This is a genomic window from Enterobacter sp. ECC-249 (assembly GCF_043965265.1).
Classification (GTDB): Bacteria; Pseudomonadota; Gammaproteobacteria; order Enterobacterales; family Enterobacteriaceae; genus Enterobacter; species Enterobacter quasiroggenkampii.
Genome location: NZ_CP143660.1, coordinates 1,764,196 through 1,789,107, shown reverse-complemented (window position 1 = coordinate 1,789,107; position 24,912 = coordinate 1,764,196). Strand labels below are relative to the sequence as shown.

At 55.6% G+C, this 24,912-nt stretch carries 22 protein-coding genes and 6 tRNA genes; 26 read left to right on the top strand and 2 right to left on the bottom strand.

What is annotated here, in order from left to right; all coding sequences use genetic code 11:
• Window positions 1-8: 8 nt before the first annotated feature.
• The 6 genes from V1587_RS08570 (at window position 9) to V1587_RS08545 (ending at window position 620) form a co-directional block, all read left to right on the top strand.
• A tRNA-Leu gene (locus V1587_RS08570) sits at window positions 9-93 on the top strand.
• Window positions 94-116: 23 nt separating this feature from the next.
• Window positions 117-191 (top strand) — tRNA-Gln (locus tag V1587_RS08565).
• A gap of 32 nt (window positions 192-223) precedes the next feature.
• Window positions 224-298, top strand: a tRNA-Gln gene (locus V1587_RS08560).
• Between the two features lie 17 nt (window positions 299-315).
• A tRNA-Met gene (locus V1587_RS08555) sits at window positions 316-392 on the top strand.
• A gap of 42 nt (window positions 393-434) precedes the next feature.
• A tRNA-Gln gene (locus V1587_RS08550) sits at window positions 435-509 on the top strand.
• Window positions 510-545: 36 nt separating this feature from the next.
• A tRNA-Gln gene (locus tag V1587_RS08545) sits at window positions 546-620 on the top strand.
• A 120-nt stretch (window positions 621-740) separates the two neighbouring features.
• On the opposite strand, the gene ubiF is transcribed toward V1587_RS08545, so the two are convergent.
• Complete coding sequence (gene ubiF, locus V1587_RS08540; protein ID WP_395314561.1) at window positions 741-1,916, bottom strand: 3-demethoxyubiquinol 3-hydroxylase; 1,176 nt, start codon at window positions 1,914-1,916, stop codon at window positions 741-743.
• A 135-nt stretch (window positions 1,917-2,051) separates the two neighbouring features.
• On the opposite strand from ubiF, the gene miaB reads away from it, so the two are divergent.
• The 10 genes from miaB to rihA all read left to right on the top strand — a co-directional run bounded on the left by miaB (window position 2,052) and on the right by rihA (window position 12,325).
• Complete coding sequence (miaB, locus tag V1587_RS08535) at window positions 2,052-3,476, top strand: tRNA (N6-isopentenyl adenosine(37)-C2)-methylthiotransferase MiaB (RefSeq protein WP_032641703.1); 1,425 nt, start codon at window positions 2,052-2,054, stop codon at window positions 3,474-3,476.
• Between the two features lie 163 nt (window positions 3,477-3,639).
• Window positions 3,640-4,686: a PhoH family protein gene (locus tag V1587_RS08530; RefSeq protein WP_008501053.1), complete on the top strand. Its 1,047-nt coding sequence runs from the start codon at window positions 3,640-3,642 to the stop codon at window positions 4,684-4,686.
• Window positions 4,683-5,150, top strand: a complete 468-nt coding sequence (ybeY, locus tag V1587_RS08525; protein WP_008501052.1) for an rRNA maturation RNase YbeY — start codon at window positions 4,683-4,685, stop codon at window positions 5,148-5,150. Before V1587_RS08530 ends, ybeY begins: the two co-directional genes overlap by 4 nt.
• Before the next feature lie 89 nt (window positions 5,151-5,239).
• On the top strand, window positions 5,240-6,118 hold the full coding sequence (gene corC / locus V1587_RS08520) for a CNNM family magnesium/cobalt transport protein CorC (protein ID WP_021242574.1): 879 nt from the start codon (window positions 5,240-5,242) through the stop codon (window positions 6,116-6,118).
• A 5-nt stretch (window positions 6,119-6,123) separates the two neighbouring features.
• The gene (gene lnt / locus V1587_RS08515; protein WP_371898896.1) at window positions 6,124-7,662 is read left to right on the top strand and encodes an apolipoprotein N-acyltransferase; all 1,539 of its coding nucleotides are present in this window, start codon (window positions 6,124-6,126) and stop codon (window positions 7,660-7,662) included.
• A 400-nt stretch (window positions 7,663-8,062) separates the two neighbouring features.
• Window positions 8,063-8,968, top strand: a complete 906-nt coding sequence (locus V1587_RS08510) for an amino acid ABC transporter substrate-binding protein (RefSeq protein WP_023334902.1) — start codon at window positions 8,063-8,065, stop codon at window positions 8,966-8,968.
• A 155-nt stretch (window positions 8,969-9,123) separates the two neighbouring features.
• The gene (gene gltJ, locus V1587_RS08505; RefSeq protein WP_008501048.1) at window positions 9,124-9,864 is read left to right on the top strand and encodes a glutamate/aspartate ABC transporter permease GltJ; all 741 of its coding nucleotides are present in this window, start codon (window positions 9,124-9,126) and stop codon (window positions 9,862-9,864) included.
• On the top strand, window positions 9,864-10,538 hold the full coding sequence (gene gltK, locus V1587_RS08500) for a glutamate/aspartate ABC transporter permease GltK (RefSeq protein WP_014883002.1): 675 nt from the start codon (window positions 9,864-9,866) through the stop codon (window positions 10,536-10,538). Before gltJ ends, gltK begins: the two co-directional genes overlap by 1 nt.
• Entirely contained in the window at window positions 10,538-11,263 is a 726-nt protein-coding gene (locus V1587_RS08495) for an amino acid ABC transporter ATP-binding protein (protein ID WP_014883001.1), read from the top strand. The genes gltK and V1587_RS08495 overlap by 1 nt, the downstream gene beginning before the upstream one ends.
• Window positions 11,264-11,383: 120 nt before the next feature.
• Entirely contained in the window at window positions 11,384-12,325 is a 942-nt protein-coding gene (rihA, locus tag V1587_RS08490) for a pyrimidine-specific ribonucleoside hydrolase RihA (protein ID WP_371898897.1), read from the top strand.
• 358 nt (window positions 12,326-12,683) lie between these two features.
• Here the strand turns inward: rihA and V1587_RS08485 are convergent, their stop codons facing one another.
• The gene (locus V1587_RS08485; RefSeq protein WP_371898950.1) at window positions 12,684-13,166 is read right to left on the bottom strand and encodes a zinc ribbon-containing protein; all 483 of its coding nucleotides are present in this window, start codon (window positions 13,164-13,166) and stop codon (window positions 12,684-12,686) included.
• A gap of 214 nt (window positions 13,167-13,380) precedes the next feature.
• Between V1587_RS08485 and leuS the strand changes: the two genes are divergently transcribed.
• The 10 genes from leuS to dacA all read left to right on the top strand — a co-directional run bounded on the left by leuS (window position 13,381) and on the right by dacA (window position 24,819).
• The gene (gene leuS, locus V1587_RS08480) at window positions 13,381-15,963 is read left to right on the top strand and encodes a leucine--tRNA ligase (protein WP_371898898.1); all 2,583 of its coding nucleotides are present in this window, start codon (window positions 13,381-13,383) and stop codon (window positions 15,961-15,963) included.
• Window positions 15,964-15,977: 14 nt separating this feature from the next.
• Entirely contained in the window at window positions 15,978-16,547 is a 570-nt protein-coding gene (gene lptE, locus V1587_RS08475) for an LPS assembly lipoprotein LptE (protein ID WP_371898899.1), read from the top strand.
• Entirely contained in the window at window positions 16,547-17,578 is a 1,032-nt protein-coding gene (gene holA, locus V1587_RS08470) for a DNA polymerase III subunit delta (RefSeq protein ID WP_371898952.1), read from the top strand. The genes lptE and holA overlap by 1 nt, the downstream gene beginning before the upstream one ends.
• Window positions 17,571-18,236: a nicotinate-nucleotide adenylyltransferase gene (nadD, locus tag V1587_RS08465; RefSeq protein ID WP_371898900.1), complete on the top strand. Its 666-nt coding sequence runs from the start codon at window positions 17,571-17,573 to the stop codon at window positions 18,234-18,236. The genes holA and nadD overlap by 8 nt, the downstream gene beginning before the upstream one ends.
• Window positions 18,237-18,505: 269 nt before the next feature.
• Window positions 18,506-18,823: a ribosome silencing factor gene (gene rsfS, locus V1587_RS08460; RefSeq protein WP_023334893.1), complete on the top strand. Its 318-nt coding sequence runs from the start codon at window positions 18,506-18,508 to the stop codon at window positions 18,821-18,823.
• Window positions 18,824-18,826: 3 nt separating this feature from the next.
• Complete coding sequence (gene rlmH / locus V1587_RS08455; RefSeq protein ID WP_014069327.1) at window positions 18,827-19,294, top strand: 23S rRNA (pseudouridine(1915)-N(3))-methyltransferase RlmH; 468 nt, start codon at window positions 18,827-18,829, stop codon at window positions 19,292-19,294.
• 28 nt (window positions 19,295-19,322) lie between these two features.
• Complete coding sequence (gene mrdA, locus V1587_RS08450) at window positions 19,323-21,224, top strand: peptidoglycan DD-transpeptidase MrdA (RefSeq protein WP_032638848.1); 1,902 nt, start codon at window positions 19,323-19,325, stop codon at window positions 21,222-21,224.
• Between the two features lie 2 nt (window positions 21,225-21,226).
• Window positions 21,227-22,339, top strand: coding sequence for a peptidoglycan glycosyltransferase MrdB (gene mrdB, locus V1587_RS08445; RefSeq protein ID WP_008501037.1), 1,113 nt, complete (start codon window positions 21,227-21,229; stop codon window positions 22,337-22,339).
• A 16-nt stretch (window positions 22,340-22,355) separates the two neighbouring features.
• Window positions 22,356-23,468 (top strand): endolytic peptidoglycan transglycosylase RlpA, encoded by a 1,113-nt coding sequence (gene rlpA, locus V1587_RS08440; protein WP_371898901.1) that lies wholly within the window; start codon window positions 22,356-22,358, stop codon window positions 23,466-23,468.
• Window positions 23,469-23,607: 139 nt separating this feature from the next.
• Complete coding sequence (gene dacA, locus V1587_RS08435) at window positions 23,608-24,819, top strand: D-alanyl-D-alanine carboxypeptidase DacA (protein ID WP_032638844.1); 1,212 nt, start codon at window positions 23,608-23,610, stop codon at window positions 24,817-24,819.
• The last annotated feature ends 93 nt before the right edge of the window (window positions 24,820-24,912 follow it).

The window sequence follows — 24,912 nt, the reverse complement described above, 5'->3', positions numbered from 1 at the left end:
TCTTTTTTGCGGGAGTGGCGAAATTGGTAGACGCACCAGATTTAGGTTCTGGCGCCGCAAGGTGTGCGAGTTCAAGTCTCGCCTCCCGCACCATTCCCGGGTAAGCGTTGCACGGATGGGGTATCGCCAAGCGGTAAGGCACCGGTTTTTGATACCGGCATTCCCTGGTTCGAATCCAGGTACCCCAGCCATATTTCTTCGATTTTGCGGTTCTCCGCGGTATTGGGGTATCGCCAAGCGGTAAGGCACCGGTTTTTGATACCGGCATTCCCTGGTTCGAATCCAGGTACCCCAGCCATCGAAGATTGCAGTACTGGCTACGTAGCTCAGTTGGTTAGAGCACATCACTCATAATGATGGGGTCACAGGTTCGAATCCCGTCGTAGCCACCAAATTTAGATTATCGATGTTGTTCGGTAATGAAAAAAAATTGTTGGGGTATCGCCAAGCGGTAAGGCACCGGATTCTGATTCCGGCATTCCGAGGTTCGAATCCTCGTACCCCAGCCAATTTAAAAAGTCGTTAGGCAGTTTGTTTAACGCAATTGGGGTGTCGCCAAGCGGTAAGGCTCTGGTTTCTGATACCAGCATTCCGGGGTTCGAATCCCTGCACCCCAGCCACTTAAGTAACAAAAAAGCCCGCTCTGCGGGCTTTTTTGTTTTTGTACAGAATTGTGCGGCCTGATTCCCCCTCACCCTAACCCTCTCCCCAAAGGGGCGAGGGAAAAGTCGGAGCAAAGATTAAAGTCCGAGGGCGTACTTCAGGGCCTGACGCTTCAGGCCACCAGCACGCTCTGCTGCCATCAATCCAATATTACGCAGAATGCGCACCGGGGCTAAATCATTGCTGAACCCGGCATAGAACAGATCCATCCCCGACTGCATGAGGAAGTTATCCGCCATACGCCGCGTCTGGTAACGCTTCAGGATCTGATGGCTGGCCCAGTTTTCCGCGTGCCCGCGGGCGCTGTCCAGCACATCCAGTAAGGCATCGACGTCACGATACCCCAGATTGACCCCCTGCCCGGCCAGCGGATGAATGGTGTGTGCCGCATCACCCACCAGCGCCAGCCCTTCACGGGCATACTGCAAAGCGTGACGTCGCGTGAGGGGAAACGCCCCGGCAGCGACCGGCGTAACATTGCCCAGACGGCTCGGGAAGTGCAGGCGGATTTCCCGCTGCAATTGTTCCATTGAAAGCCCCTGCAGCTGGCGAATACGCGCCGGTTTGTCGTACCAGACCAGCGACGCCCAGTTCTCAAACAGCGGTAAAAAGGCGTGCGGGCCGTTCGGCGTAAAGTGCTGCCAGGTGCTTTCTCCCGGCGCATTCTCGCACTCGACGGTAATCAGCATGCAGGACTGCTCATACTGCCAGGCATGAACCCCGATCCCCGCCATCTGTCTGACCTGCGAGTTAGCGCCGTCTGCCCCAACGACCAGCTTCACGGCCAGTTCATCGCCGCTGTCGAGCGTCAGTAAATAGCCACTCTCGTGAGGATGCAGTGCCTTAAGCGACGCCGGAACACGCAGCGTCACCTTCGGATGCGTCTCCAGCGCCTGCCAGAGTGCCAGCTGAAGCACGTTGTTTTCCACCATATAACCCAGGCGCGGCAGCTTCAGCTCAGCGGCATCAAACGCGACGTGGGCATTTTCCCACTCCCAGGTTTCAAGACGGCTGTATGGATGGGCGCGCATCGCCAGCACCGCCTCCCAGACGCCCAGCCCGCGCAGCAGATCGACGGACGCCGCGCTGATAGCAGAAATGCGCACATCCGGTTTGCTGGCGGGATCAAAGGCCGGCGGAGCAGCCTGTTCAATTACCGTTACCTCGAATCCCTGCTGCGCCAGCCCCAGCGCCAGCGCGCCGCCGACCATACCGCCGCCGACAACGGCAACTTCGGTGTGTAGGAGTGTCATGGTCAATTTTCCTTATTGGAGAATCCCTTAAGTTTACCGGATTTTTTCGGTCCTGAGACACATAACCTTCATACTGGTCACAACCCCACCAAAGCATTACAATACGCGGCTTGCAATCCTGAGCTGAGCAAGTCGATGACTAAAAAACTCCATATAAAAACCTGGGGCTGTCAGATGAACGAATACGATTCATCCAAGATGGCCGATCTGCTGGATTCAACCCACGGATACCAGCTGACAGAAAATGTGAAAGAAGCGGACGTGCTGCTGCTGAACACCTGTTCGATTCGTGAAAAAGCGCAGGAAAAAGTCTTTCACGTCTTAGGCCGCTGGAAGCTTCTCAAGCGAAAAAATCCGGACCTGATCATCGGGGTGGGTGGCTGCGTCGCGTCGCAGGAAGGCAAGCTGATCCGCCAGAGAGCTCCGTATGTGGACATTGTCTTTGGCCCTCAGACCCTGCACCGCCTGCCGGAGATGATTAATCAGGTTCGCGGCAACCGTAGCCCGGTCGTTGACGTCAGCTTCCCGGAGATCGAAAAGTTTGACCGTCTGCCAGAGCCGCGCGCCGATGGCCCGACCGCCTTCGTCTCCATCATGGAAGGCTGCAACAAATACTGCACTTACTGCGTGGTGCCTTACACCCGTGGTGAAGAAGTCAGCCGTCCGGCAGACGATATTCTGTTTGAAATCGCGCAGCTTGCCGCACAGGGCGTTCGCGAAGTGAACCTGCTGGGCCAAAACGTTAACGCCTGGCGCGGGGAAAACTACGACGGCACCACCGGCAGCTTTGCCGAGCTGCTGCGTCTGGTGGCCGCGATTGACGGCATCGACCGCATTCGCTTTACCACCAGCCATCCGATGGAGTTTACCGACGACATCATTGACGTGTACCGCGATACGCCAGAGCTGGTGAGCTTCCTGCACCTGCCGATTCAGTGTGGCTCTGACCGCGTGCTGAACCTGATGGGCCGCCCGCATACGGTGCTGGAGTACAAGTCCACCATCCGCAAGCTGCGTGAAGCGCGTCCGGATATCCAGATTAGCTCTGACTTTATCGTCGGCTTCCCAGGCGAAACCGCTGATGACTTCGAGCGCACCATGAAGCTCATCGGTGAAGTGAATTTTGACGTTAGCTACAGCTTCATCTTCTCTGCGCGTCCTGGAACACCGGCGGCCGATATGGTTGACGATGTGCCGGAGGAAGAGAAAAAGCAGCGTCTGTATATTCTGCAGGAGCGTATCAACCAGCAGGCCAACGCGTGGAGCCGTCGTATGCTCGGCACCGTTCAGCGCATTCTGGTGGAAGGCACTTCCCGCAAGAGCATTATGGAACTCTCTGGCCGTACCGAGAACAACCGCGTGGTGAACTTTGAAGGCACTCCGGATATGATCGGTAAATTCGTGGACGTCGAGATTGTCGAAGTGCTGACCAACTCGCTGCGCGCGAAGCTGGTACGCACCGAAGACGAAATGGGCCTGCGTATTGCCGAGTCACCGGAATCCGTGATCTCTCGTACCCGTAAAGAAAACGATTCTGGCGTGGGGATTTACCAGCCATAATCCTTCTGGCCTGCCCTTCCGGCAGGCCTTGTATTTCCTCTCATCGCCCCCAATATCTTCCGCAACGCTTGCGCCTTTATTCTGTGGCGTGAATAATTTCGGTAATGACCGTTTTATTACGCCGTGTGGCAGCGGGTCAGTTAACTAATCAAAGAGGAACAGTTTGAACATAGATACGCGTGAAATTAGCCTTGAGCCAGCAGACAACGCTCGCCTGCTGAGCCTGTGCGGGCCGTTTGATGACAACATCAAACAACTGGAGCGACGTCTGGGTATCGAAATCAATCGTCGCGATAATCATTTCAAACTTACCGGACGCCCTATCTGCGTCAACGCTGCTGCGGACATTCTGCGTAGCCTGTATGTCGATACCTCCCCCATGCGCGGCGAAATTCAGGATATCGAACCGGAACAAATTCACCTCGCCATTAAAGAGGCGCGCGTGCTCGAGCAAAGCGCGGAAAGCGTGCCGGACTATGGCAAGGCGATCAACATTAAGACCAAGCGTGGCGTCATCAAGCCGCGTACGCCAAACCAGGCGCAGTACATCGCCAATATTCTCGACCACGACATCACCTTCGGCGTGGGACCGGCGGGTACGGGTAAAACCTATCTGGCGGTTGCCGCGGCGGTCGATGCACTGGAACGCCAGGAGATCCGCCGCATCCTGCTGACCCGCCCTGCCGTCGAAGCGGGTGAAAAACTGGGCTTCCTGCCTGGCGATCTGAGCCAGAAGGTCGACCCGTACCTGCGCCCTTTATACGATGCGCTGTTCGAAATGCTGGGCTTTGAGAAGGTTGAGAAGCTGATTGAGCGCAACGTTATCGAAGTGGCCCCGCTCGCCTACATGCGTGGTCGTACGCTGAACGATGCGTTCATCATTCTCGATGAGAGCCAGAACACCACCATCGAACAGATGAAGATGTTCCTGACGCGTATCGGCTTTAACTCGAAAGCGGTGATTACCGGCGACGTCACGCAGATCGATCTGCCGCGCAGCACCAAATCGGGCCTGCGCCACGCCATCGAAGTACTGGCCGAGGTCGATGAAATCAGCTTCAACTTCTTCCACAGTGAAGACGTGGTACGCCACCCGGTGGTCGCGCGTATCGTTAACGCCTATGAAGCCTGGGAAGAGGCGGATCAGAAGCGTAAGGCCGAACTGGCCGCAGAACGTAAGCGCGAAGCGCAGGAGCAAGAACAGAAATGAGTCAGGTGATCCTCGATTTACAGCTGGCCTGTGAAGACAATTCCGGCATGCCAGATGAGGCACAGTTTCAGAAATGGCTGGACGCCGTTATTCCGCAGTTTCAGGAAGAATCAGAAGTGACGATTCGCCTGGTGGATGAAGCGGAAAGCCATGAGCTTAACCTGACCTATCGCGGGAAAGATAAGCCGACCAACGTGCTCTCTTTCCCGTTCGAAGCGCCTCCGGGCATTGAGATGCCGCTGCTGGGCGATCTGATCATCTGCCGTCAGGTTGTTGAGCAGGAAGCTAAAGAGCAGCAAAAGCCGCTTGAGGCCCACTGGGCGCATATGGTGGTGCACGGCAGCCTGCACCTGCTGGGCTACGATCATATTGAAGATGACGAAGCGGAAGAGATGGAGTCCCTCGAGACAGAGATAATGCTTGCTCTGGGCTATGAGGATCCGTACATTGCCGAGAAAGAATAGTCCGTCACCTGACTGACTCACCTGCCGCCACGAAAGGACATCGCGTGGCGGTAAACGTTGAACTAACAAGAGAACCCTTAACAAACGCCATGAGCGACGACAATTCACACAGTAGCGACACGACAACCAGTAAAAAGGGATTTTTCTCCCTCATTCTGAACCAGCTTTTCCACGGCGAACCCAAAAACCGTGATGAACTGCTGGAGCTGATTCGTGATTCCGGGCAGAACGACCTTATCGACGAAGATACGCGCGAAATGCTCGAAGGGGTTATGGACATCGCCGACCAGCGCGTTCGCGATATCATGATCCCCCGCTCGCAGATGATCACCCTGAAACGTAACCAGACCCTGGACGAGTGCCTCGATGTGATCATCGAATCCGCCCACTCGCGTTTCCCGGTCATCAGCGAAGACAAAGATCACATCGAAGGGATTTTGATGGCGAAAGATCTGCTGCCGTTTATGCGCAGCGATGCCGAAGCCTTCAGCATGGAAAAAGTGTTACGCCAGGCCGTGGTTGTGCCGGAAAGTAAACGTGTGGATCGGATGCTGAAAGAGTTTCGCTCTCAGCGTTACCACATGGCGATTGTTATTGATGAATTTGGTGGCGTCTCCGGTCTGGTCACGATCGAGGATATCCTTGAGCTGATCGTGGGCGAAATCGAAGACGAGTACGACGAAGAAGAGGATATCGACTTCCGTCAGCTCAGCCGCCACACCTGGACCGTGCGCGCGCTGGCCTCCATCGAGGATTTCAACGACGCCTTCGGGACCCACTTCAGCGATGAAGAGGTCGATACCATTGGCGGGCTGGTGATGCAGGCCTTTGGCCATCTCCCGGCGCGCGGTGAGACCGTTGACATCGACGGTTACCAGTTCAAAGTAGCCATGGCCGACAGCCGACGTATTATACAGGTTCACGTCAGAACGCCGGACGACTCACCGGTGCCAAAACTGGAAGATTAACGTAAATGGCATTTGCCCCATTGCTTGAACGCCAGCGCGTCCGTTTGCTGCTGGCGCTGTTACTCGGAGCCAGCGGTACGCTGGCTTTTTCTCCTTACGACATCTGGCCCGCGGCCATTCTCTCCCTGATGGGGCTTCAGGGTCTGACCCTGAACCGTCGTCCGGTGCAGGCTGCCGCTATTGGCTACTTCTGGGGACTGGGGCTGTTTGGCTCAGGTATTAACTGGGTCTATGTCAGCATCGCCCAGTTTGGCGGTATGCCGGGCCCGGTTAACGTCTTCCTGGTGGTACTGCTCGCCGCGTATCTCTCGCTTTATACCGGCCTGTTCGCCGGCATCCTTTCTCGCCTGTGGCCCAAAACCACCTGGCTGCGCGTCGCCATTGCCGCACCGGTGGTCTGGCAAATCACGGAGTTCCTGCGCGGCTGGGTGCTGACCGGCTTCCCGTGGCTGCAGTTCGGCTACAGTCAGATTGACGGCCCGCTCAAGGGCCTGGCGCCGGTCATGGGCGTTGAGGCCATTAACTTCCTGCTGATGGTGGTCAGCGGCCTGCTGGTCCTGGCGCTGGTCACGCGCGGCTGGAAGCCGCTGGTTGTGGCGCTGGTGCTGTTCGCTCTTCCCTTCCCGCTGCGCTATATCCAGTGGTTCACGCCTGAGCCCGCGCGCGCTATGCAGGTTTCCATGGTTCAGGGGAACATCCCGCAGTCCATGAAGTGGGACGAGAAAGAGCTGCTGAATACGCTGAAGATCTACGCCAACGCCACCGAAGAGGTGATGGGTAAATCGCAGCTGATTATCTGGCCGGAGTCTGCCATTCCCGATCTGGAGATCAACCAGCAGCCGTTCCTCAACATGATGAACGACCTGCTTGTGGCGCGCGGCAGCACGCTGATCACCGGAATTGTCGACGCGCGTCTGAATCAGCAGAACCGCTACGACACCTACAACACCATCATTACGCTCGGCAAAGACAGCGAATACAGCTACCACTCCACTGACCGGTACAACAAGAACCACCTGGTGCCGTTTGGTGAATTTGTGCCGCTGGAGTCGATTCTTCGCCCGCTGGCCCCGTTCTTCGATCTGCCGATGTCCTCCTTCAGCCGCGGACCGTACGTACAGCCTCAGCTGCACGCGCACGGCCTGGCCCTGACGGCGGCCATATGCTACGAAATCATCCTCGGCGAGCAGGTGCGCGATAACTTCCGCCCGGATACAGACTATCTGCTGACCATCTCCAACGATGCCTGGTTTGGTAAGTCAATCGGCCCGTGGCAGCACTTCCAGATGGCACGCATGCGCTCCCTGGAGCTGGCACGTCCGCTGCTGCGCAGCACCAACAACGGCATCACCGCCGTGATTGGTCCGCAGGGTGAAATCCAGGCGATGATCCCGCAGTTTACCCGAGAGGTGCTGACCGCTAACGTCACGCCAACCACGGGGCTGACGCCGTACGCACGCACCGGCAACTGGCCGCTGTGGATCCTGACCGCGCTGTTCGGCTTTGGCGCGGTGCTGATGAGCCTGCGCCAGCGTCGTCGATAATCCCTCCACTTCCTGCCGGGTGGCGCTGACGCTTACCCGGCCTACATTTTGCTCCCGTAGGTCGGGTAAGGCGCAGCCGCCACCCGACAATTCTCTCCAGACTCCAATTCTGGCACGCCTATTGCTTCGTTTATTCAGGTAAACGCAGTTTGGCTTAACGTGCAACTTTGTCGCACCAGCGTAGACCATCGGTAGCACCGAAACGGTGCAACGGGAGATATTTGCCTCTGAATGGTGCGGCGCGCTTCGCAAAAATAAACAATAACGCAGCAAAATCTTTACATTAAGCCAGACTAAATGTTAACAAGCTTGCATAACACTGCACTCGCATTGCGCGAGATATAACAACATCACAATGGGTATCAATGCGTCTCTGGCGCTGATAAAAAAGGAGTTGGGTATGCAATTACGTAAACTGGCCACAGCAATGCTGGTTATGGGAATGTCTGCTGGCGTGGTTCACGCTGAAGATGCGCCTGCAGCAGGCAGCACTCTCGACAAGATTGCCAAAAACGGCGTTATCGTGGTCGGCCACCGTGAATCTTCTGTCCCGTTCTCTTACTACGACAACACGCAAAAAGTCGTGGGCTATTCACAGGATTACTCCAACGCCATCGTTGAAGCCGTGAAGAAAAAGCTGAACAAACCTGACCTGCAGGTGAAGCTGATCCCAATCACTTCACAGAACCGTATTCCACTGCTGCAAAACGGCACCTTTGACTTCGAGTGTGGCTCCACCACCAACAACCTCGAGCGTCAAAAGCAGGCAGCCTTCTCTGACACCATCTTTGTAGTAGGCACCCGCCTGCTGACGAAGAAAGGCGGTGAGATTAAAGACTTCGCTGACCTGAAAGGCAAAGCAGTCGTTGTCACCTCCGGTACCACGTCTGAAGTGCTGCTGCACAAGCTGAACGACGAGAAGAAAATGGATATGCGCATCATCAGCGCGAAAGACCATGGCGACTCCTTCCGTACCCTGGAAAGCGGTCGTGCCGTCGCGTTTATGATGGACGACGCCCTGCTGGCGGGCGAGCGTGCGAAAGCGAAGAAACCAGACAACTGGGATATCGTCGGTACCGCGCAGTCCAAAGAAGCCTACGGCTGTATGCTGCGTAAAGACGATCCGCAGTTCAAAAAGCTAATCGATGACACCATCGCTCAGGTGCAGACCTCCGGCGAAGCGGAAAAATGGTTCGACAAATGGTTCAAGAACCCGATTCCACCAAAAAACCTGAACATGAATTTTGAACTGTCTGAAGACATGAAAGCGCTGTTCAAATCTCCAAACGACAAGGCTCTTAACTAATTAGAACAACAGGGGCGGGATCTCCTGCCCTCTCGATTGTCGGGAAGCATGGACAGACTATACGCTGAGTGGTCGTTCCCCACTCGGCGCGAAAAATGAGCTTCTCACCAATCTTCGAGGGTAGCGCTGCTACCCTTTTTTTTCTGGAGTTTATTATGTCAATCGACTGGAACTGGGGCATATTTCTGCAACAAGCCCCGTTCGGCAACACCACCTATCTTGGCTGGCTGTGGAGCGGCTTTCAGGTCACCGTGGCATTATCGATAACGGCGTGGATCATCGCGTTTCTTGTCGGTTCTTTGTTCGGTATTCTGCGCACCGTCCCTAACCGTTTTCTTTCAACACTCGGCACCCTGTATGTGGAACTGTTCCGTAACGTTCCGCTGATCGTGCAATTCTTTACCTGGTATCTGGTTATCCCCGAACTGCTGCCGGAAAATATTGGCATGTGGTTCAAGTCGGAACTGGATCCGAACGTGCAGTTTTTTGTCTCCTCCATGATGTGTCTGGGGCTGTTTACCGCTGCGCGCGTTTGCGAGCAGGTGCGTGCCGCCATTCAGTCATTGCCGCGCGGACAAAAAAACGCGGGCCTGGCGATGGGGCTGACCCTGCCGCAGACCTACCGCTACGTACTGCTGCCTAACGCCTACCGCGTCATCGTTCCACCGATGACCTCAGAGATGATGAACCTGGTGAAAAACTCGGCCATCGCCTCGACTATCGGCCTGGTTGATATGGCTGCACAGGCGGGCAAGCTGCTGGATTACTCCGCCCACGCGTGGGAATCCTTCACCGCAATCACGCTCGCCTATGTTCTGATTAACGCTTTCATCATGCTGGTGATGAACCTGGTTGAACGCAAAATTCGCCTGCCGGGCAACATGGGGGGCAAATAATGTACGAATTTGACTGGAGTTCTATCGTTCCATCCATGCCTTACCTGCTTGATGGCCTGGTGATTACCTTAAAAATCACCGTTATTGCCATCATCATTGGTATCGTCTGGGGGACCCTGCTGGCCGTCATGCGCCTGTCGAGCTTTAAGCCGCTCGCCTGGTTTGCGACCGCCTACGTTAACGTGTTCCGTTCCATTCCGCTGGTAATGGTGCTGCTGTGGTTTTACCTGATTGTGCCCGGCTTCCTGCAAAACGTGCTGGGCCTGTCGCCGAAGACTGATATCCGTCTGATCTCCGCCATGGTGGCATTCTCGATGTTTGAGGCCGCTTACTACTCGGAGATTATCCGTGCGGGCATTCAGAGTATCTCCCGCGGACAATCCAGCGCCGCGCTGGCGCTGGGAATGACGCACTGGCAGTCCATGCAGCTCATTATTCTGCCGCAGGCGTTTCGCGCCATGGTTCCGCTCCTGCTGACCCAGGGTATCGTGCTGTTCCAGGATACCTCGCTGGTCTACGTTCTGAGCCTGGCAGACTTCTTCCGTACCGCGTCAACCATCGGTGAGCGTGATGGTACGCAGGTTGAGATGGTGCTCTTTGCGGGTGCGGTCTATTTTGTGATTAGTTTAAGTGCGTCGCTGTTGGTCAGCTGGCTGAAGAAAAGGACGGTATAATGATTTCCCTGAAAAATGTTTCTAAATGGTATGGGCACTTTCAGGTGCTGACCGACTGCTCCACTGAAGTCAAAAAAGGCGACGTTGTGGTGGTGTGCGGGCCGTCCGGCTCCGGTAAATCAACGCTGATCAAAACCGTCAACGGACTGGAGCCGGTCCAGCAGGGCGAGATCGTGGTCAACGGTACTAAAGTCAACGACAAGAAAACCAATCTTGCCCAGCTTCGCTCTCACGTTGGCATGGTGTTCCAGCATTTTGAGCTGTTCCCTCACCTCTCCATTATTGAGAACCTGACGCTGGCACAGGTGAAAGTGCTCAAGCGTGATAAAAAAGCGTCGCGCGAGAAAGGCCTTAAGCTCCTGGAACGCGTTGGGCTTTCGGCGCATGCCGACAAGTTCCCGGCACAGCTTTCCGGCGGCCAGCAGCAGCGTGTGGCGATCGCCCGCGCGCTGTGCATGGATCCGGTGGCCATGCTGTTTGATGAGCCAACGTCGGCGCTCGATCCGGAGATGATCAACGAAGTGCTGGACGTGATGGTCGAGCTGGCGCACGAAGGGATGACGATGATGGTGGTGACCCACGAAATGGGCTTTGCCCGTAAAGTGGCCAACCGCGTGATCTTTATGGACGAAGGAAAAATTGTCGAAGACTCGCCGAAAGAAGAGTTCTTCGCTAACCCGAAATCCGAGCGTGCGAAAGATTTCCTCGCGAAAATTCTGCACTAATCTTCCCGGTGCGCAATCTGCGGATTGCGCACTGCTTCACGCTTTCACTCACTTCCTCTCGTCGGCGTCACATTGCAGCGTTAACCTTGTCACAAAATAACGTTACGTATGGAGAACGCTATGGCACAGCCTATTATTCTCGATTGCGATCCGGGTCATGATGACGCGATCGCGCTCGTCCTCGCTCTTGCCTCCCCCGAACTCGACGTCAAAGCCGTCACCTCTTCCGCCGGTAACCAGACGCCGGATAAAACCCTGCGTAACGTTTTGCGCATGCTGACGCTGCTCAAACGCACCGATATACCTGTCGCCGGCGGGGCCGTGAAGCCGCTGATGCGCGAGCTGATTATTGCCGACAACGTTCATGGTGAAAGCGGGCTGGACGGTCCGGCGCTGCCGGAGCCGGGATTCACGCCGCAAAACTGTACCGCCGTGGAGCTGATGGCGAAGGTGCTGCGGGAAAGCGCAGAACCGGTAACGCTGGTGGCTACAGGACCGCAAACCAACGTCGCGCTGCTGCTGAACAGCCACCCTGAACTGCACGGCAAAATAGCCCGTATCGTCATCATGGGCGGGGCCATGGGGCTGGGTAACTGGACGCCTGCGGCGGAGTTCAACATCTTTGTCGATCCCGAAGCCGCTGAGATTGTCTTCCAGTCCGGCTTACCGATTGTGATGGCAGGGCTGGACGTGACCCATCGTGCGCAGATTATGGCGGACGATATTGAGCGTTTCCGCTCGGTGGGCAACGCGGTCGCGACAACCGTGGCCGAACTGCTCGACTTCTTTATGGAGTATCACAAAGCCGAGAAATGGGGATTCCACGGCGCGCCGCTGCACGACCCGTGCACGATAGCCTGGCTGTTAAAGCCTGAGATGTTTACCACGGTTGACCGCTGGGTTGGCGTGGAAACGCAGGGAAAATATACCCAAGGGATGACGGTGGTCGATTATTACTCGCTGACGGGGAATAAACCGAATACCACGGTGATGGTGGACATCGATCGGGAGGCGTTTGTGGATTTGCTGGCGGATAGACTGGCTTACTATAGTGCGGCCTGATGCCCTCACCCCGACCCTCTCCCACGGGGAGAGGGAGCAAACACTAAAAACGGCAACATGGTTGCCGTTTTGCTTTTACCTTTTGCGGCCTGTTGCCCTCACCCCGCCCCTCTCCCACGGGGAGAGGGAGCACACACTAAAAACGGCAACATGGTTGCCGTTTTGCTTTTACCTTGTGCGGCCTGATGCCCTCACCCCAGCCCTCTCCCACAGGGAGAGGGAGCACACACTAAAAACGGCAAAATAGTTGCCGTTTTGCTTTTACCTTGTGCGGCCTGATGCCCTCACCCCAGCCCTCTCCCACGGGGAGAGGGAGCACACACTAAAAACGGCAACCATGTTGCCGTTTTGCTTTTACCTAGGGCTCAAACGGCCGACGCTGAAACTGATCGTGGCCGCATTTCGGGCACAGCGACAGAACCTCCGGCGTATACACTGCAATATGGTGGTGGCAATTCTCGCACACCAGATTTCCCAGCCCGACCACTTCACCGCTGTGATACACACCGTGATGGTTCAAATCCTGAAAGACCTCGCGCCACTCCAGCTGCGTTTTATCCGTGATGTCGGCCAGCTCTTGCCACAGGCTCTCTTTAATCACCCGCATAAAAACGCTGTCCGTGACCTCCTCCTGGCTCTCCTGGTAGCTGCGCGCGAACTCTTCCAGATCGCGACGCACGGCGCGTGTCACCTCTTCCACTTCGGTTCGCGTTAACTCACCCGTTTGCGTCACGCGGGCATGCGCCTGCTCCACCAGCGCATCGATATCGCGCTCGCCGTTACGCAGTCGTTCCGTCAGTGTCGCCACCAGTTCGCGGTAAAATTGAGCAACCTTGTTCATCATTTTGCCTCCCGGGTAAGTAACTATTTCTAATAATAGACCTTATTTCATCGCCGCTTTGTCAGGTGAAGCACAGACCCGGTAAATTCCTGCAAAGCGCATTTGTGCGAAAGGCTGTTTTGACGCGGGCGTTTGGGCTATGCTATGCGGATCTGAATTACCACATCCATTGGCTACATTTGTAGCTGTATTGAAAACAGGACCACTGGCTGCCATGCAAGAGCAATACCGCCCGGAAGAGATAGAATCAAAAGTCCAGCAACACTGGGACGAGAAGCGCACCTTTGAAGTAACCGAAGACGAGAGCAAAGAGAAGTATTACTGCCTGTCGATGCTTCCCTATCCTTCTGGTCGACTACACATGGGCCACGTGCGTAACTACACCATCGGCGATGTGATTGCACGCTACCAGCGCATGCTGGGCAAAAACGTTCTGCAGCCTATTGGCTGGGATGCGTTCGGTCTGCCTGCGGAAGGCGCGGCGGTCAAAAACAACACCGCACCGGCGCCCTGGACGTACGACAACATCGCGTACATGAAAAACCAGCTCAAAATGCTGGGCTTTGGCTATGACTGGAGCCGTGAGCTGGCAACCTGTACCCCAGAGTACTATCGCTGGGAGCAGAAGTTCTTCACCGAGCTGTATAAAAAAGGCCTGGTGTATAAGAAAACCTCAGCCGTTAACTGGTGTCCGAATGACCAGACCGTTCTCGCGAACGAACAGGTTATTGATGGCTGCTGCTGGCGCTGCGACACCAAAGTTGAGCGTAAAGAGATTCCACAGTGGTTTATCAAAATTACCGCTTACGCTGATGAGCTTCTGAACGATCTGGATAACCTGGACCACTGGCCAGATACCGTTAAGACCATGCAGCGCAACTGGATCGGCCGTTCTGAAGGTGTGGAGATTACCTTCAACGTTGAGAACTATGACCAGACCCTGACCGTCTACACCACCCGTCCGGACACCTTCATGGGCGCGACCTACCTGGCCGTGGCCGCAGGTCACCCGCTGGCGCAGAAAGCGGCAGAGAACAATCCGGAACTGGCTATCTTCATCGACGAGTGCCGCAACACCAAAGTGGCCGAAGCCGATATGGCAACGATGGAGAAAAAAGGGGTTGATACCGGCTTTAAAGCCATTCACCCGCTGACGGGCGAAGCGATCCCCGTCTGGGCCGCCAACTTCGTACTGATGGAATACGGCACAGGCGCCGTGATGGCCGTTCCGGGTCACGACCAGCGCGACTACGAATTTGCCACCAAATATGGCCTGACCATCAAGCCTGTTATCCTGGCGGCTGACGGTTCTGAACCAGACCTGTCCGAAAACGCGCTGACTGAAAAAGGCACCCTGTTCAACTCCGGTGAATTCAGCGGCCTGAGCTTCGAAGAGGGCTTCAACGCCATCGCCGACAAGCTGGCCTCTCTGGGCGTGGGCGAGCGTAAGGTTAACTTCCGTCTGCGCGACTGGGGCGTGTCCCGTCAGCGTTACTGGGGTGCGCCAATTCCAATGGTGACGCTGGAAGATGGCACCGTGATGCCAACGCCAGAAGATCAGCTGCCGGTGATCCTGCCGGAAGACGTGGTCATGGACGGCATCACCAGCCCGATCAAAGCCGATCCTGAGTGGGCTAAAACCACCGTCAACGGTCAGCCCGCGCTGCGCGAAACCGACACCTTTGACACCTTTATGGAGTCATCCTGGTACTATGCTCGCTACACCTGCCCGCAGTATCAGGACGGTATGCTCGATTCCGATGCGGCGAACTACTGGCTGCCGGTAGATATCTACATCGGCGGCATTGAACACGCCATCATGCACCTGCTCTACTTCCGCTTCTTCCACAAACTGATGCGCGATGCAGGCATGGTGAACTCTGACGAACCAGCAAAACAGCTGCTGTGTCAGGGCATGGTGCTGGCAGATGCGTTCTATTACGTCGGTGCCAACGGCGAGCGTAACTGGGTTTCACCGGTTGATGCGATTGTCGAGCGCGACGAGAAGGGCCGTATCGTGAAGGCCAAAGACGCCGAAGGTCATGAGCTGGTCTACACCGGCATGAGCAAGATGTCCAAGTCGAAAAACAACGGTATCGACCCGCAGGTGATGGTTGAGCGTTACGGCGCGGATACCGTGCGTCTGTTCATGATGTTTGCTTCTCCGGCGGACATGACGCTGGAGTGGCAGGAGTCTGGCGTTGAAGGCGCAAACCGCTTCCTGAAACGCGTCTGGAAACTGGTTTACGAGCACACCTCACTGGGCGATGCGCCGGCGCTGAACGCCGCGGCACTGACTGAAGATCAGCAGGCGCTGCGTCGTGATGTTCATAAAACGATTGCGAAAGTGACCGATGATATTGGTCGCCGTCAGACCTTCAATACCGCAATTGCGGCTATTATGGAACTGATGAACAAGCTGGCGAAAGCCCCGCAGGACGGCGAGCAGGATCGTGCCTTAATGCGTGAGGCACTGCTGGCCGTCGTTCGCATGCTGAACCCGTTCACGCCGCACGTTAGCTTTACCCTGTGGCAGGAGCTGAAAGGCGAAGGCGATATCGACAACGCGCCGTGGCCGCAGGCTGACGAAGCAGCGATGGTTGAAAACACAACGCTGGTCGTGGTCCAGGTAAACGGCAAAGTCCGCGGTAAAATTACCGTAGCGGTCGATGCAACCGAAGAACAGGTTCGCGAGCGCGCTGGCCAGGAACCTCTGGTCGCAAAATATCTTGAGGGCGTTACCGTACGTAAAGTGATCTACGTACCGGGTAAACTGCTCAATCTGGTCGTTGGCTAAGCGCGGGAGGAAACGTGCGACAACTGGCAACAATACTCTTATCACTGGCGGTGCTTGTCACCGCTGGCTGTGGCTGGCACCTGCGCAATACCACGGCGGTGCCCGCTGAGATGAAAACGATGATCTTCGACTCATCAGATCCGAATGGTCCGCTCAGCCGGGCAATTCGTAATCAGCTGCGTCTGAACGGCGTTGAGCTTGTTGAGAAACAAACGCTGCGCCAGGACATTCCATCTCTGCGTGTCATGGGGATGACTCTCGGCAAAGATACGGCATCTATCTTCCAGGACGGTCGTACCGCAGAGTACCAGATGGTTATGACGGTCAACGCAGCGGTCCTGATCCCGGGTAAAGACATCTATCCGATCAGCACGAAAGTGTATCGTTCGTTCTTCGATAACCCGCAGACGGCGCTGGCAAAAGATGCCGAACAGCAGATTATCATCAACGAAATGTACGACAAGGTGGCAGAACAGCTGATCCGCAAACTGCCAAGTATTGCAGCGTCAACTAAACAAGGATCTGACATCGTTGAAAAACCGGTTGCCGGCACGCTTCCTGCTGCTAACTCTCTGGGTAAATGATGATCAGGCTGTATCCTGAACAACTCCGCGCGCAGCTCAAAGAAGGGCTGCGCGCGGCGTATCTGCTTCTTGGAAACGATCCGTTATTACTTCAGGAAAGCCTGGATGCCGTGCGGCATGAGGCCGCCTCTCAGGGCTTCGATGAGCACCACACCGTCCAGCTGGACAACAACACCGACTGGAATGCCCTCTTCTCACTCTGTCAGGCGATGAGCCTTTTTGCGTCACGTCAGACTATTCAGATCCTGCTGCCCGAAAACGGCCCTAACGCCGCCATCAATGAACAGCTGGCCACGCTGGTCAGCCTGCTTCACAGCGATCTGCTGCTGATTGTGCGCGGCAACAAGCTCACCAAAGCGCAGGAAAATGCGGCGTGGTTCACCCAACTCGCAGCCCACGCGGTGCAGGTCACCTGTCAGACGCCAGAGCAGACGCATCTGCCAAAATGGGTCGCAGCGAGAGCGAAGCAGAACAACCTTCAGCTGGATGATGCGGCGAACCAACTGCTCTGCTACTGCTATGAAGGTAACCTGCTGGCCCTGGCACAGGCGCTGGACAGACTCTCCCTGCTCTGGCCGGACGGCAAGCTGACCTTGCCGCGCGTCGAGCAGGCCGTTAACGACGCGGCGCACTTCACGCCGTTCCACTGGGTGGACGCGCTGCTGTCGGCGAAGAGCAAACGCTCCCTGCATATTCTGCAACAACTGCGTCTCGAAGGGAGCGAACCCGTTATTTTGCTGCGTACGCTGCAGCGCGAATTACTGCTGCTGATTACGCTCAAGCGTCAGTCTGCCCATACGCCGCTGCGTTCGCTGTTGGATAAACACCGCGTGTGGCAAAATCGCCGCGCTTTGACCACCGAGGCCGTCAACCGCCTGAGTCATGAACAGCTTCGTCAGGCTGTACAGCTTCTGATGCGCGCTGAGCTTACGTTAAAACAAGATTACGGCCAGTCGGTCTGGGCGGAGCTGGAAAGTCTTTCTCTGCTGCTCTGCCACAAGGCGCTGGCAGACGTTTTTATTGATGGATAGCATGCATTCTTTACAGGCCTTGTATGGCGGCACCTTCGACCCGGTACATTACGGGCATCTGAAGCCGGTTGAAATTCTGGCGAATCTGATCGGCCTTCAGCGCGTCACTATTATGCCCAATAATGTCCCGCCCCATCGTCCACAGCCCGAGGCGACCAGTGAGCAGCGAAAAGAGATGCTTGCGCTTGCCATCGCAGATAAACCGCTCTTCCGACTTGATGAGCGTGAGCTGCGTCGCGACACACCCTCCTGGACATCTCAGACGCTTCAGGAGTGGCGCGCCGAACAAGGGCCAGACCAGCCGCTGGCTTTTATCATAGGCCAGGATTCCCTGCTGAATTTCCCCACGTGGCATCAGTATGAAACCATTCTGGAGAACAGCCATCTGCTCGTCTGCCGCCGTCCAGGCTATCCGCTAACCATGCGCGAAGAGCAGTACCAGCAGTGGCTTGAAGACCACCTCACCGATAATGTTGAAGATCTTCACAACCAGCCTGCCGGAAAGATCTATCTGGCTGAAACGCCGTGGTTCGATATCTCTGCGACCCTCATTCGCGAGCGTTTACAGCAGGGTTTAGCGTGTGACGAGCTGCTGCCGACCCCGGTGCTGGCCTATATTCATGCGCACGGTTTGTATCAGAAAAGCGCAGATGAATAGCCGGAGAGTATAAAAAGCGGCTTATTGTTTATCCTGCCTTGACAGGGTAAGCCATACTGTTATTCTCCGCTGCCAGACTTTCCCGCCGATCGTTGCTTTACAGAAATTGTTTTACAAAAATGGCAATGCAATCTCAGGCGGAGGGTGGGATGATACCCGCCTTCAAAAGCCCGGCCGAAGACATTTGTCCCGACTCAGGCGTGAGTTCAGGTATACTGTCTGGCTACGAATTCAAAGTTTTACAATCTCATTCACCCCAGGGGGAAAACTTGCAGGGTAAAGCACTCCAGGATTTTGTTATTGACAAAATTGATGACCTGAAAGGTCAGGACATCATCGCTATCGACGTTAAGGGTAAATCCAGTATTACCGACTGCATGATCATCTGCACCGGTACATCGACGCGTCATGTTGTTTCAATTGCCGATCACGTGGTTCAGGAATCGCGTGCAGCAGGGCTTTTGCCGCTGGGTGTTGAAGGTGAAGCGACGGCTGACTGGGTAGTAGTCGACCTCGGCGATGTGATTGTCCACGTCATGCAGGACGAGAGCCGTCGCCTGTATGAGCTGGAAAAACTCTGGGGTTAATGCGTGAAGTTGCAGCTGGTCGCCGTCGGCACCAAAATGCCGGACTGGGTACAAACCGGTTTTACTGAATATCTGCGTCGTTTTCCAAAAGACATGCCGTTCGAACTGGTGGAAATCCCCGCCGGTAAGCGCGGCAAGAACGCTGATATCAAACGTATTCTCGAAAAAGAGGGCGAACTGATGCTGGCTGCCGCAGGCAAGAACCGCATCGTCACCCTCGATATTCCAGGAAAACCCTGGGATACGCCGCAGCTGGCGCACGAACTGGAGCGCTGGAAGCAGGATGGCCGTGACGTCAGTCTGTTGATTGGCGGGCCCGAAGGGTTATCTCCTGCCTGCAAAGCGGCAGCAGAACAAAGTTGGTCCCTCTCCGCGCTGACGCTTCCCCACCCGCTCGTTCGGGTACTGGTGGCAGAAAGCCTGTATCGCGCGTGGAGCATTACTACCAACCACCCCTATCACCGCGAGTAATGACTGACCAGGGTAGATTAAGCAGCGGATGAAACTACAGAATTCTTTTCGCGACTATACGGCTGAGTCCGCGCTGTTTGTGCGCCGGGCGCTGGTCGCCTTTACCGGGATTTTGCTGCTTACCGGCGTGCTGATCGCCAACCTCTATAATCTGCAAATTGTCCGCTTTACCGACTACCAGACGCGTTCAAACGAAAACCGCATTAAGCTGGTGCCTATCGCACCCAGCCGCGGCATTATTTACGATCGTAACGGCACCCCGCTGGCGCTGAACCGCACCATTTATCAAATCGAGATGATGCCGGAAAAAGTCGATAATGTTCAGGATACGCTGGAAGCGCTGAAAAGCGTTGTTGACCTTAACGACGACGATATCGCCGCCTTTAAAAAAGAGCGCGCCCGCTCTCACCGCTTCACCTCGATTCCGGTTAAAACCAATCTGACGGAAGTCCAGGTGGCCCGCTTTGCGGTGAACCAGTACCGTTTCCCCGGCGTGGAAGTAAAAGGTTACAAGCGTCGCTACTACCCCTACGGCTCCGCGCTGACGCATGTGATTGGCTACGTCTCCAAGATTAACGACAAAGACGTTGACCGCCTTGATAAAGACGGCAAGCTGGCCAACTACGCCGCAACGCACGATATCGGCAAGCTGGGGATCGAACGTTACTACGAAGACGTTCTGCACGGGCAAACAGGCTATGAAGAGGTTGAGGTTAACAACCGTGGCCGCGTGATCCGCCAGCTGAAAGAAGTGCCGCCTCAGGCGGGGCATGACGTCTATCTGACGCTCGATCTTAAGCTGCAGCAGTATATTGAAACCCTGCTGGCGGGCAGCCGTGCAGCCGTTGTGGTCACCGATCCTCGTACCGGCGGCATCCTGGCAATGGTTTCCATGCCTAGCTATGACCCGAACCTCTTCGTTGACGGCATTTCCAGTAAAGACTATTCCGGTCTGCTGAACGATCCGAACACGCCGCTGGTGAACCGTGCGACGCAAGGGGTTTATCCGCCGGCATCAACGGTTAAACCTTACGTGGCGGTTTCTGCGCTGAGTGCCGGCGTCATCAACCGTAATACCAGCCTGTTTGACCCGGGCTGGTGGCAACTGCCTGGTTCAGATAAACGCTATCGTGACTGGAAAAAATGGGGCCACGGTCATCTGAATGTCACCAAATCGCTGGAGGAATCTGCGGATACCTTCTTCTATCAGGTGGCGTATGACATGGGTATCGACCGCCTGTCAGAGTGGATGAGCAAATTCGGTTACGGGCATTACACCGGCGTGGACCTTTCAGAAGAACGTTCCGGCAACATGCCAACGCGTGAATGGAAGCTGAAGCGCTTTAAAAAGCCGTGGTATCAGGGTGACACCATTCCGGTGGGTATCGGCCAGGGCTACTGGACGGCAACGCCGCTTCAGATGAACAAGGCCATGATGATCCTCATTAATGACGGCGTGGTGAAAGTACCTCATCTGCTGCAGAGTACGGTTGAAGACGGCAAAAAAGTACCGTGGAACCAGCCGCACGAAGCTCCAGTGGGTGACATTCATTCAGGCTTCTGGGAAATCGCGAAAGACGGTATGTACGGCGTGGCAAACCGCCCGAACGGTACCGCACACAAGTATTTCGCCGGGACGCCGTACAAAGTGGCGGCGAAGTCCGGTACAGCGCAGGTGTTTGGTCTGAAAGCCAACGAAACCTATAACGCGCACCGCATTGCCGAACGTCTGCGTGACCATAAGCTGATGACGGCGTTTGCCCCTTATGACAACCCGCAGGTCGCGGTGGCAATGATTCTTGAGAACGGTGGTGCCGGGCCTGCAGTAGGGACCATCATGCGCCAGATCCTTGACCACATCATGCTGGGTGATAACAACACCGAACTGCCGGCTGAAAACCCGGCCGCCGCTGCGGCGGAGGACCAATAATCATGACGGATAATCCAAATAAAAAATCGCTGTGGGACAAAATCCACATCGACCCAGCCATGCTGCTGATCCTGCTGGCTTTGCTGGTTTACAGCGCGCTGGTTATCTGGAGCGCCAGCGGCCAGGACATCGGGATGATGGAGCGCAAAATCGGCCAGATCGCTATGGGCCTGATCATCATGGTGGTGATGGCGCAGATCCCGCCGCGCGTCTACGAAGGCTGGGCGCCCTACCTCTACATCTTCTGTATTATTTTGCTGGTTGCGGTAGATGCGTTTGGCGCCATTTCAAAAGGGGCGCAGCGCTGGCTGGATTTGGGTATTGTCCGCTTCCAGCCCTCGGAGATTGCTAAAATCGCCGTGCCACTGATGGTGGCACGCTTTATCAACCGCGACGTTTGTCCACCGTCTCTGAAGAATACCGCTATCGCGCTGGTGCTGATTTTCCTGCCAACACTGCTGGTTGCGGCGCAGCCTGACCTTGGCACCTCAATCCTTATCGCGCTCTCTGGCCTGTTTGTTCTCTTCCTGTCGGGCCTGAGCTGGCGCCTGATTGGCATCGCGGTGGTGCTGATTGCGGCGTTCATCCCTATTCTCTGGTTCTTCCTGATGCATGATTACCAGCGCCAGCGCGTCATGATGCTGCTCGATCCGGAAACCGATCCGCTGGGCGCGGGCTATCATATTATTCAGTCCAAGATTGCGATTGGCTCCGGCGGCCTGCGCGGTAAAGGCTGGCTGCACGGTACGCAGTCGCAGCTGGAATTTTTACCGGAACGTCACACCGACTTTATCTTTGCCGTACTGGCGGAAGAGTTGGGGCTGGTTGGCATCTTAATATTGCTGGCGCTGTACGTACTGCTGATCATGCGGGGATTGTGGATTGCAGCGCGCGCGCAAACCACCTTTGGTCGCGTCATGGCTGGCGGGTTGATGCTGATTTTATTCGTTTATGTCTTCGTAAATATTGGTATGGTGAGTGGTATTCTGCCGGTGGTAGGCGTACCGCTGCCGCTGGTGAGTTACGGAGGCTCGGCACTGATCGTGTTGATGGCCGGGTTTGGTATCGTGATGTCGATCCATACCCACAGAAAAATGTTGTCAAAAAGCGTATAAAAATAAGGGGATCGGAATGCGTAAGCAGTGGCTGGGGATCTGCATTGCGGCAAGTTTACTTGCGGCCTGCACAAGTGATGATGGTCAGCAACAGGCAACCGTCGCGCCGCCGCAGCCTGCGGTGTGTAATGGCCCGATCGTTGAAATCAGCGGTGCCGATCCCGTTTATGAACCGCTGAATGCCAGTGCCAATCAGGATTACGAGCGCGACGGCAAAAGCTATAAAATCGTTCAGGATCCTTCCCGTTTCAGTCAGGCGGGCTTTGCCGCCATTTATGATGCCGAGCCAGGCAGTAACCTGACGGCCTCCGGGGAAGCGTTCGACCCCATGCAGCTGACGGCGGCACACCCGACGCTGCCAATCCCGAGCTACGCACGTATCACCAACCTGGCAAACGGCCGCATGATTGTCGTGCGTATCAACGACCGCGGCCCGTACGGGAATGACCGGGTGATCTCCCTGTCTCGCGCGTCAGCCGATCGTCTGAATACCTCGAACAACACTAAAGTTCGTATTGACCCGATTATCGTCGCGCAGGATGGTTCGCTGTCCGGGCCGGGTACCGCGTGTACGACGGTGGCGAAACAGACCTATGCCCTTCCCGACCGCCCAAATCTTGACGGCGGAATGGGCAGCGTCTCTTCTCCGGCCGAACCTGCTCAGCCTGGGGGAGAAATACGCCCGATCAGCAATGACACGCTGCAAAGCGACGATTCAACGGGCGCACCGGTAAAGAGTAGCGGTTTTCTTGGCGCACCAACGACCTTAGCCTCGGGCGTGCTGGAAGGCAGTGAGCCTACCCCAGCCCCAGCTCCCGTTGCTGCGCCAGCGACCCAGCCGGCTCCCGTAACGGCGCCAGCGGTCACGCAAAGTGCGGCGGCGGCAGTTCCAGCAGCGGCCAGCGGCAGCTACGTGGTTCAGGTCGGTGCAGTGAGCGATCAGGCCCGGGCCAAACAGTATCAGCAGCGTCTGAGCCAGCAGTTTGGCGTACCTGGACGCGTTGAGCAGAACGGTGCGGTATGGCGCATTCAGATGGGGCCGTTTGCCAGCAAATCGCAGGCCGCATCCCTGCAGCAGCGTCTGCAGAATGAAGCTCAGCTTCAGTCATTTATCGCTGTTGCAAAATAATTAACCGGCGGTATCCGAATTGTCAGTTTGTGTAAAACGCATTCACAAACTCATGCTTAAAGTCGGATGCCTGCCTGAATAGCATTTGCTATAGTAAGGCACTTTTTTTAATTCCATCACGGATGTCGTAGTTCTGACCATGAAGACCACTTTTTCTGCTCGTTTTGTGCAGCGCATGGCGCTGACCACGGCCCTTTGCGCTGCTGCGCTCTCCGCAGCTCACGCCGATGACCTGAATATCAAGACCATGATCCCTGGCGTTCCGCAAATCGATGCGGAATCCTACATCCTGATCGATTACAACTCTGGCAAAGTGCTGGCAGAACAGAATGCCGATGCCCGCCGTGATCCGGCCAGCCTGACCAAAATGATGACCAGCTACGTTATCGGCCAGGCGATGAAGGCAGGTAAATTCAAAGAATCGGATCTGGTCACCATCGGTAACGATGCGTGGGCAACCGGGAACCCTGTCTTCAAAGGTTCCTCTCTGATGTTCCTGAAGCCGGGTATGCAGGTCCCTGTTTCCCAGCTGATTCGCGGTATCAACCTGCAGTCTGGTAACGATGCCTGCGTGGCGATGGCCGATTTCGCCGCCGGTAGCCAGGATGCCTTCGTGGGTCTGATGAACAGCTACGTGAACGCGCTGGGTCTGAAAAACAGCCATTTCCAGACCGTACACGGCCTGGACGCAGACGGTCAGTACAGCTCCGCGCGTGATATGGCCCTGATTGGTCAGGCGCTGATCCGCGATGTCCCTAACGAGTACTCTATCTATAAAGAGAAAGAGTTCACCTTCAACGGTATTCGTCAGACCAACCGTAACGGCCTGCTGTGGGATAACAGCCTGAACGTTGACGGCATCAAAACTGGCCACACCGACAAAGCGGGCTACAACCTGGTGGCCTCAGCCACTGAAGGCCAGATGCGTCTGATCTCTGCCGTGATGGGCGGCCGCACCTTTAAAGGTCGTGAAACAGAAAGCAAGAAACTGCTGACCTGGGGCTTCCGCTTCTTCGAAACCGTAAACCCACTGAAAGCAGGTAAAGAGTTTGCTTCTGAACCCGTCTGGTTCGGCGACAACGACCGCGCTTCACTCGGTGTTGATAAAGACCTCTACCTGACCATTCCACGCGGTCGTATGAAGGACCTGAAAGCCAGCTACGTGCTGAACAGCACCGAGCTGCATGCCCCGCTGCAGAAAAACCAGGTTGTGGGCACGATCAACTTCCAGCTGGATGGCAAAACGATCGATCAGCGTCCGCTGGTTGTCCTGCAAGAAATTCCTGAAGGCAATTTCTTCGGCAAAATCATTGATTACATTAAATTGATGTTCCATCACTGGTTTGGTTAAAAATTGAACACTTGAAAGTGTGATTTTGATCCCCATATACTAAGTATCCTGATAACTCCCACCTGACGTGGGAGTTATTATTTTTTGACGTTA

Bases quoted from the DNA above. Each gene is read 5' to 3' on its own strand.
- ubiF (WP_395314561.1), bottom strand. From the start codon at position 1,916: ATGACACTCCTACACACCGAAGTTGCCGTTGTCGGCGGCGGTATGGTC.
- miaB (WP_032641703.1), top strand. From the start codon at position 2,052: ATGACTAAAAAACTCCATATAAAAACCTGGGGCTGTCAGATGAACGAA.
- ybeY (WP_008501052.1), top strand. From the start codon at position 4,683: ATGAGTCAGGTGATCCTCGATTTACAGCTGGCCTGTGAAGACAATTCC.
- corC (WP_021242574.1), top strand. From the start codon at position 5,240: ATGAGCGACGACAATTCACACAGTAGCGACACGACAACCAGTAAAAAG.
- lnt (WP_371898896.1), top strand. From the start codon at position 6,124: ATGGCATTTGCCCCATTGCTTGAACGCCAGCGCGTCCGTTTGCTGCTG.
- V1587_RS08510 (WP_023334902.1), top strand. From the start codon at position 8,063: ATGCAATTACGTAAACTGGCCACAGCAATGCTGGTTATGGGAATGTCT.
- gltJ (WP_008501048.1), top strand. From the start codon at position 9,124: ATGTCAATCGACTGGAACTGGGGCATATTTCTGCAACAAGCCCCGTTC.
- gltK (WP_014883002.1), top strand. From the start codon at position 9,864: ATGTACGAATTTGACTGGAGTTCTATCGTTCCATCCATGCCTTACCTG.
- V1587_RS08495 (WP_014883001.1), top strand. From the start codon at position 10,538: ATGATTTCCCTGAAAAATGTTTCTAAATGGTATGGGCACTTTCAGGTG.
- rihA (WP_371898897.1), top strand. From the start codon at position 11,384: ATGGCACAGCCTATTATTCTCGATTGCGATCCGGGTCATGATGACGCG.
- V1587_RS08485 (WP_371898950.1), bottom strand. From the start codon at position 13,166: ATGAACAAGGTTGCTCAATTTTACCGCGAACTGGTGGCGACACTGACG.
- leuS (WP_371898898.1), top strand. From the start codon at position 13,381: ATGCAAGAGCAATACCGCCCGGAAGAGATAGAATCAAAAGTCCAGCAA.
- holA (WP_371898952.1), top strand. From the start codon at position 16,547: ATGATCAGGCTGTATCCTGAACAACTCCGCGCGCAGCTCAAAGAAGGG.
- nadD (WP_371898900.1), top strand. From the start codon at position 17,571: ATGGATAGCATGCATTCTTTACAGGCCTTGTATGGCGGCACCTTCGAC.
- mrdA (WP_032638848.1), top strand. From the start codon at position 19,323: ATGAAACTACAGAATTCTTTTCGCGACTATACGGCTGAGTCCGCGCTG.
- mrdB (WP_008501037.1), top strand. From the start codon at position 21,227: ATGACGGATAATCCAAATAAAAAATCGCTGTGGGACAAAATCCACATC.
- rlpA (WP_371898901.1), top strand. From the start codon at position 22,356: ATGCGTAAGCAGTGGCTGGGGATCTGCATTGCGGCAAGTTTACTTGCG.
- dacA (WP_032638844.1), top strand. From the start codon at position 23,608: ATGAAGACCACTTTTTCTGCTCGTTTTGTGCAGCGCATGGCGCTGACC.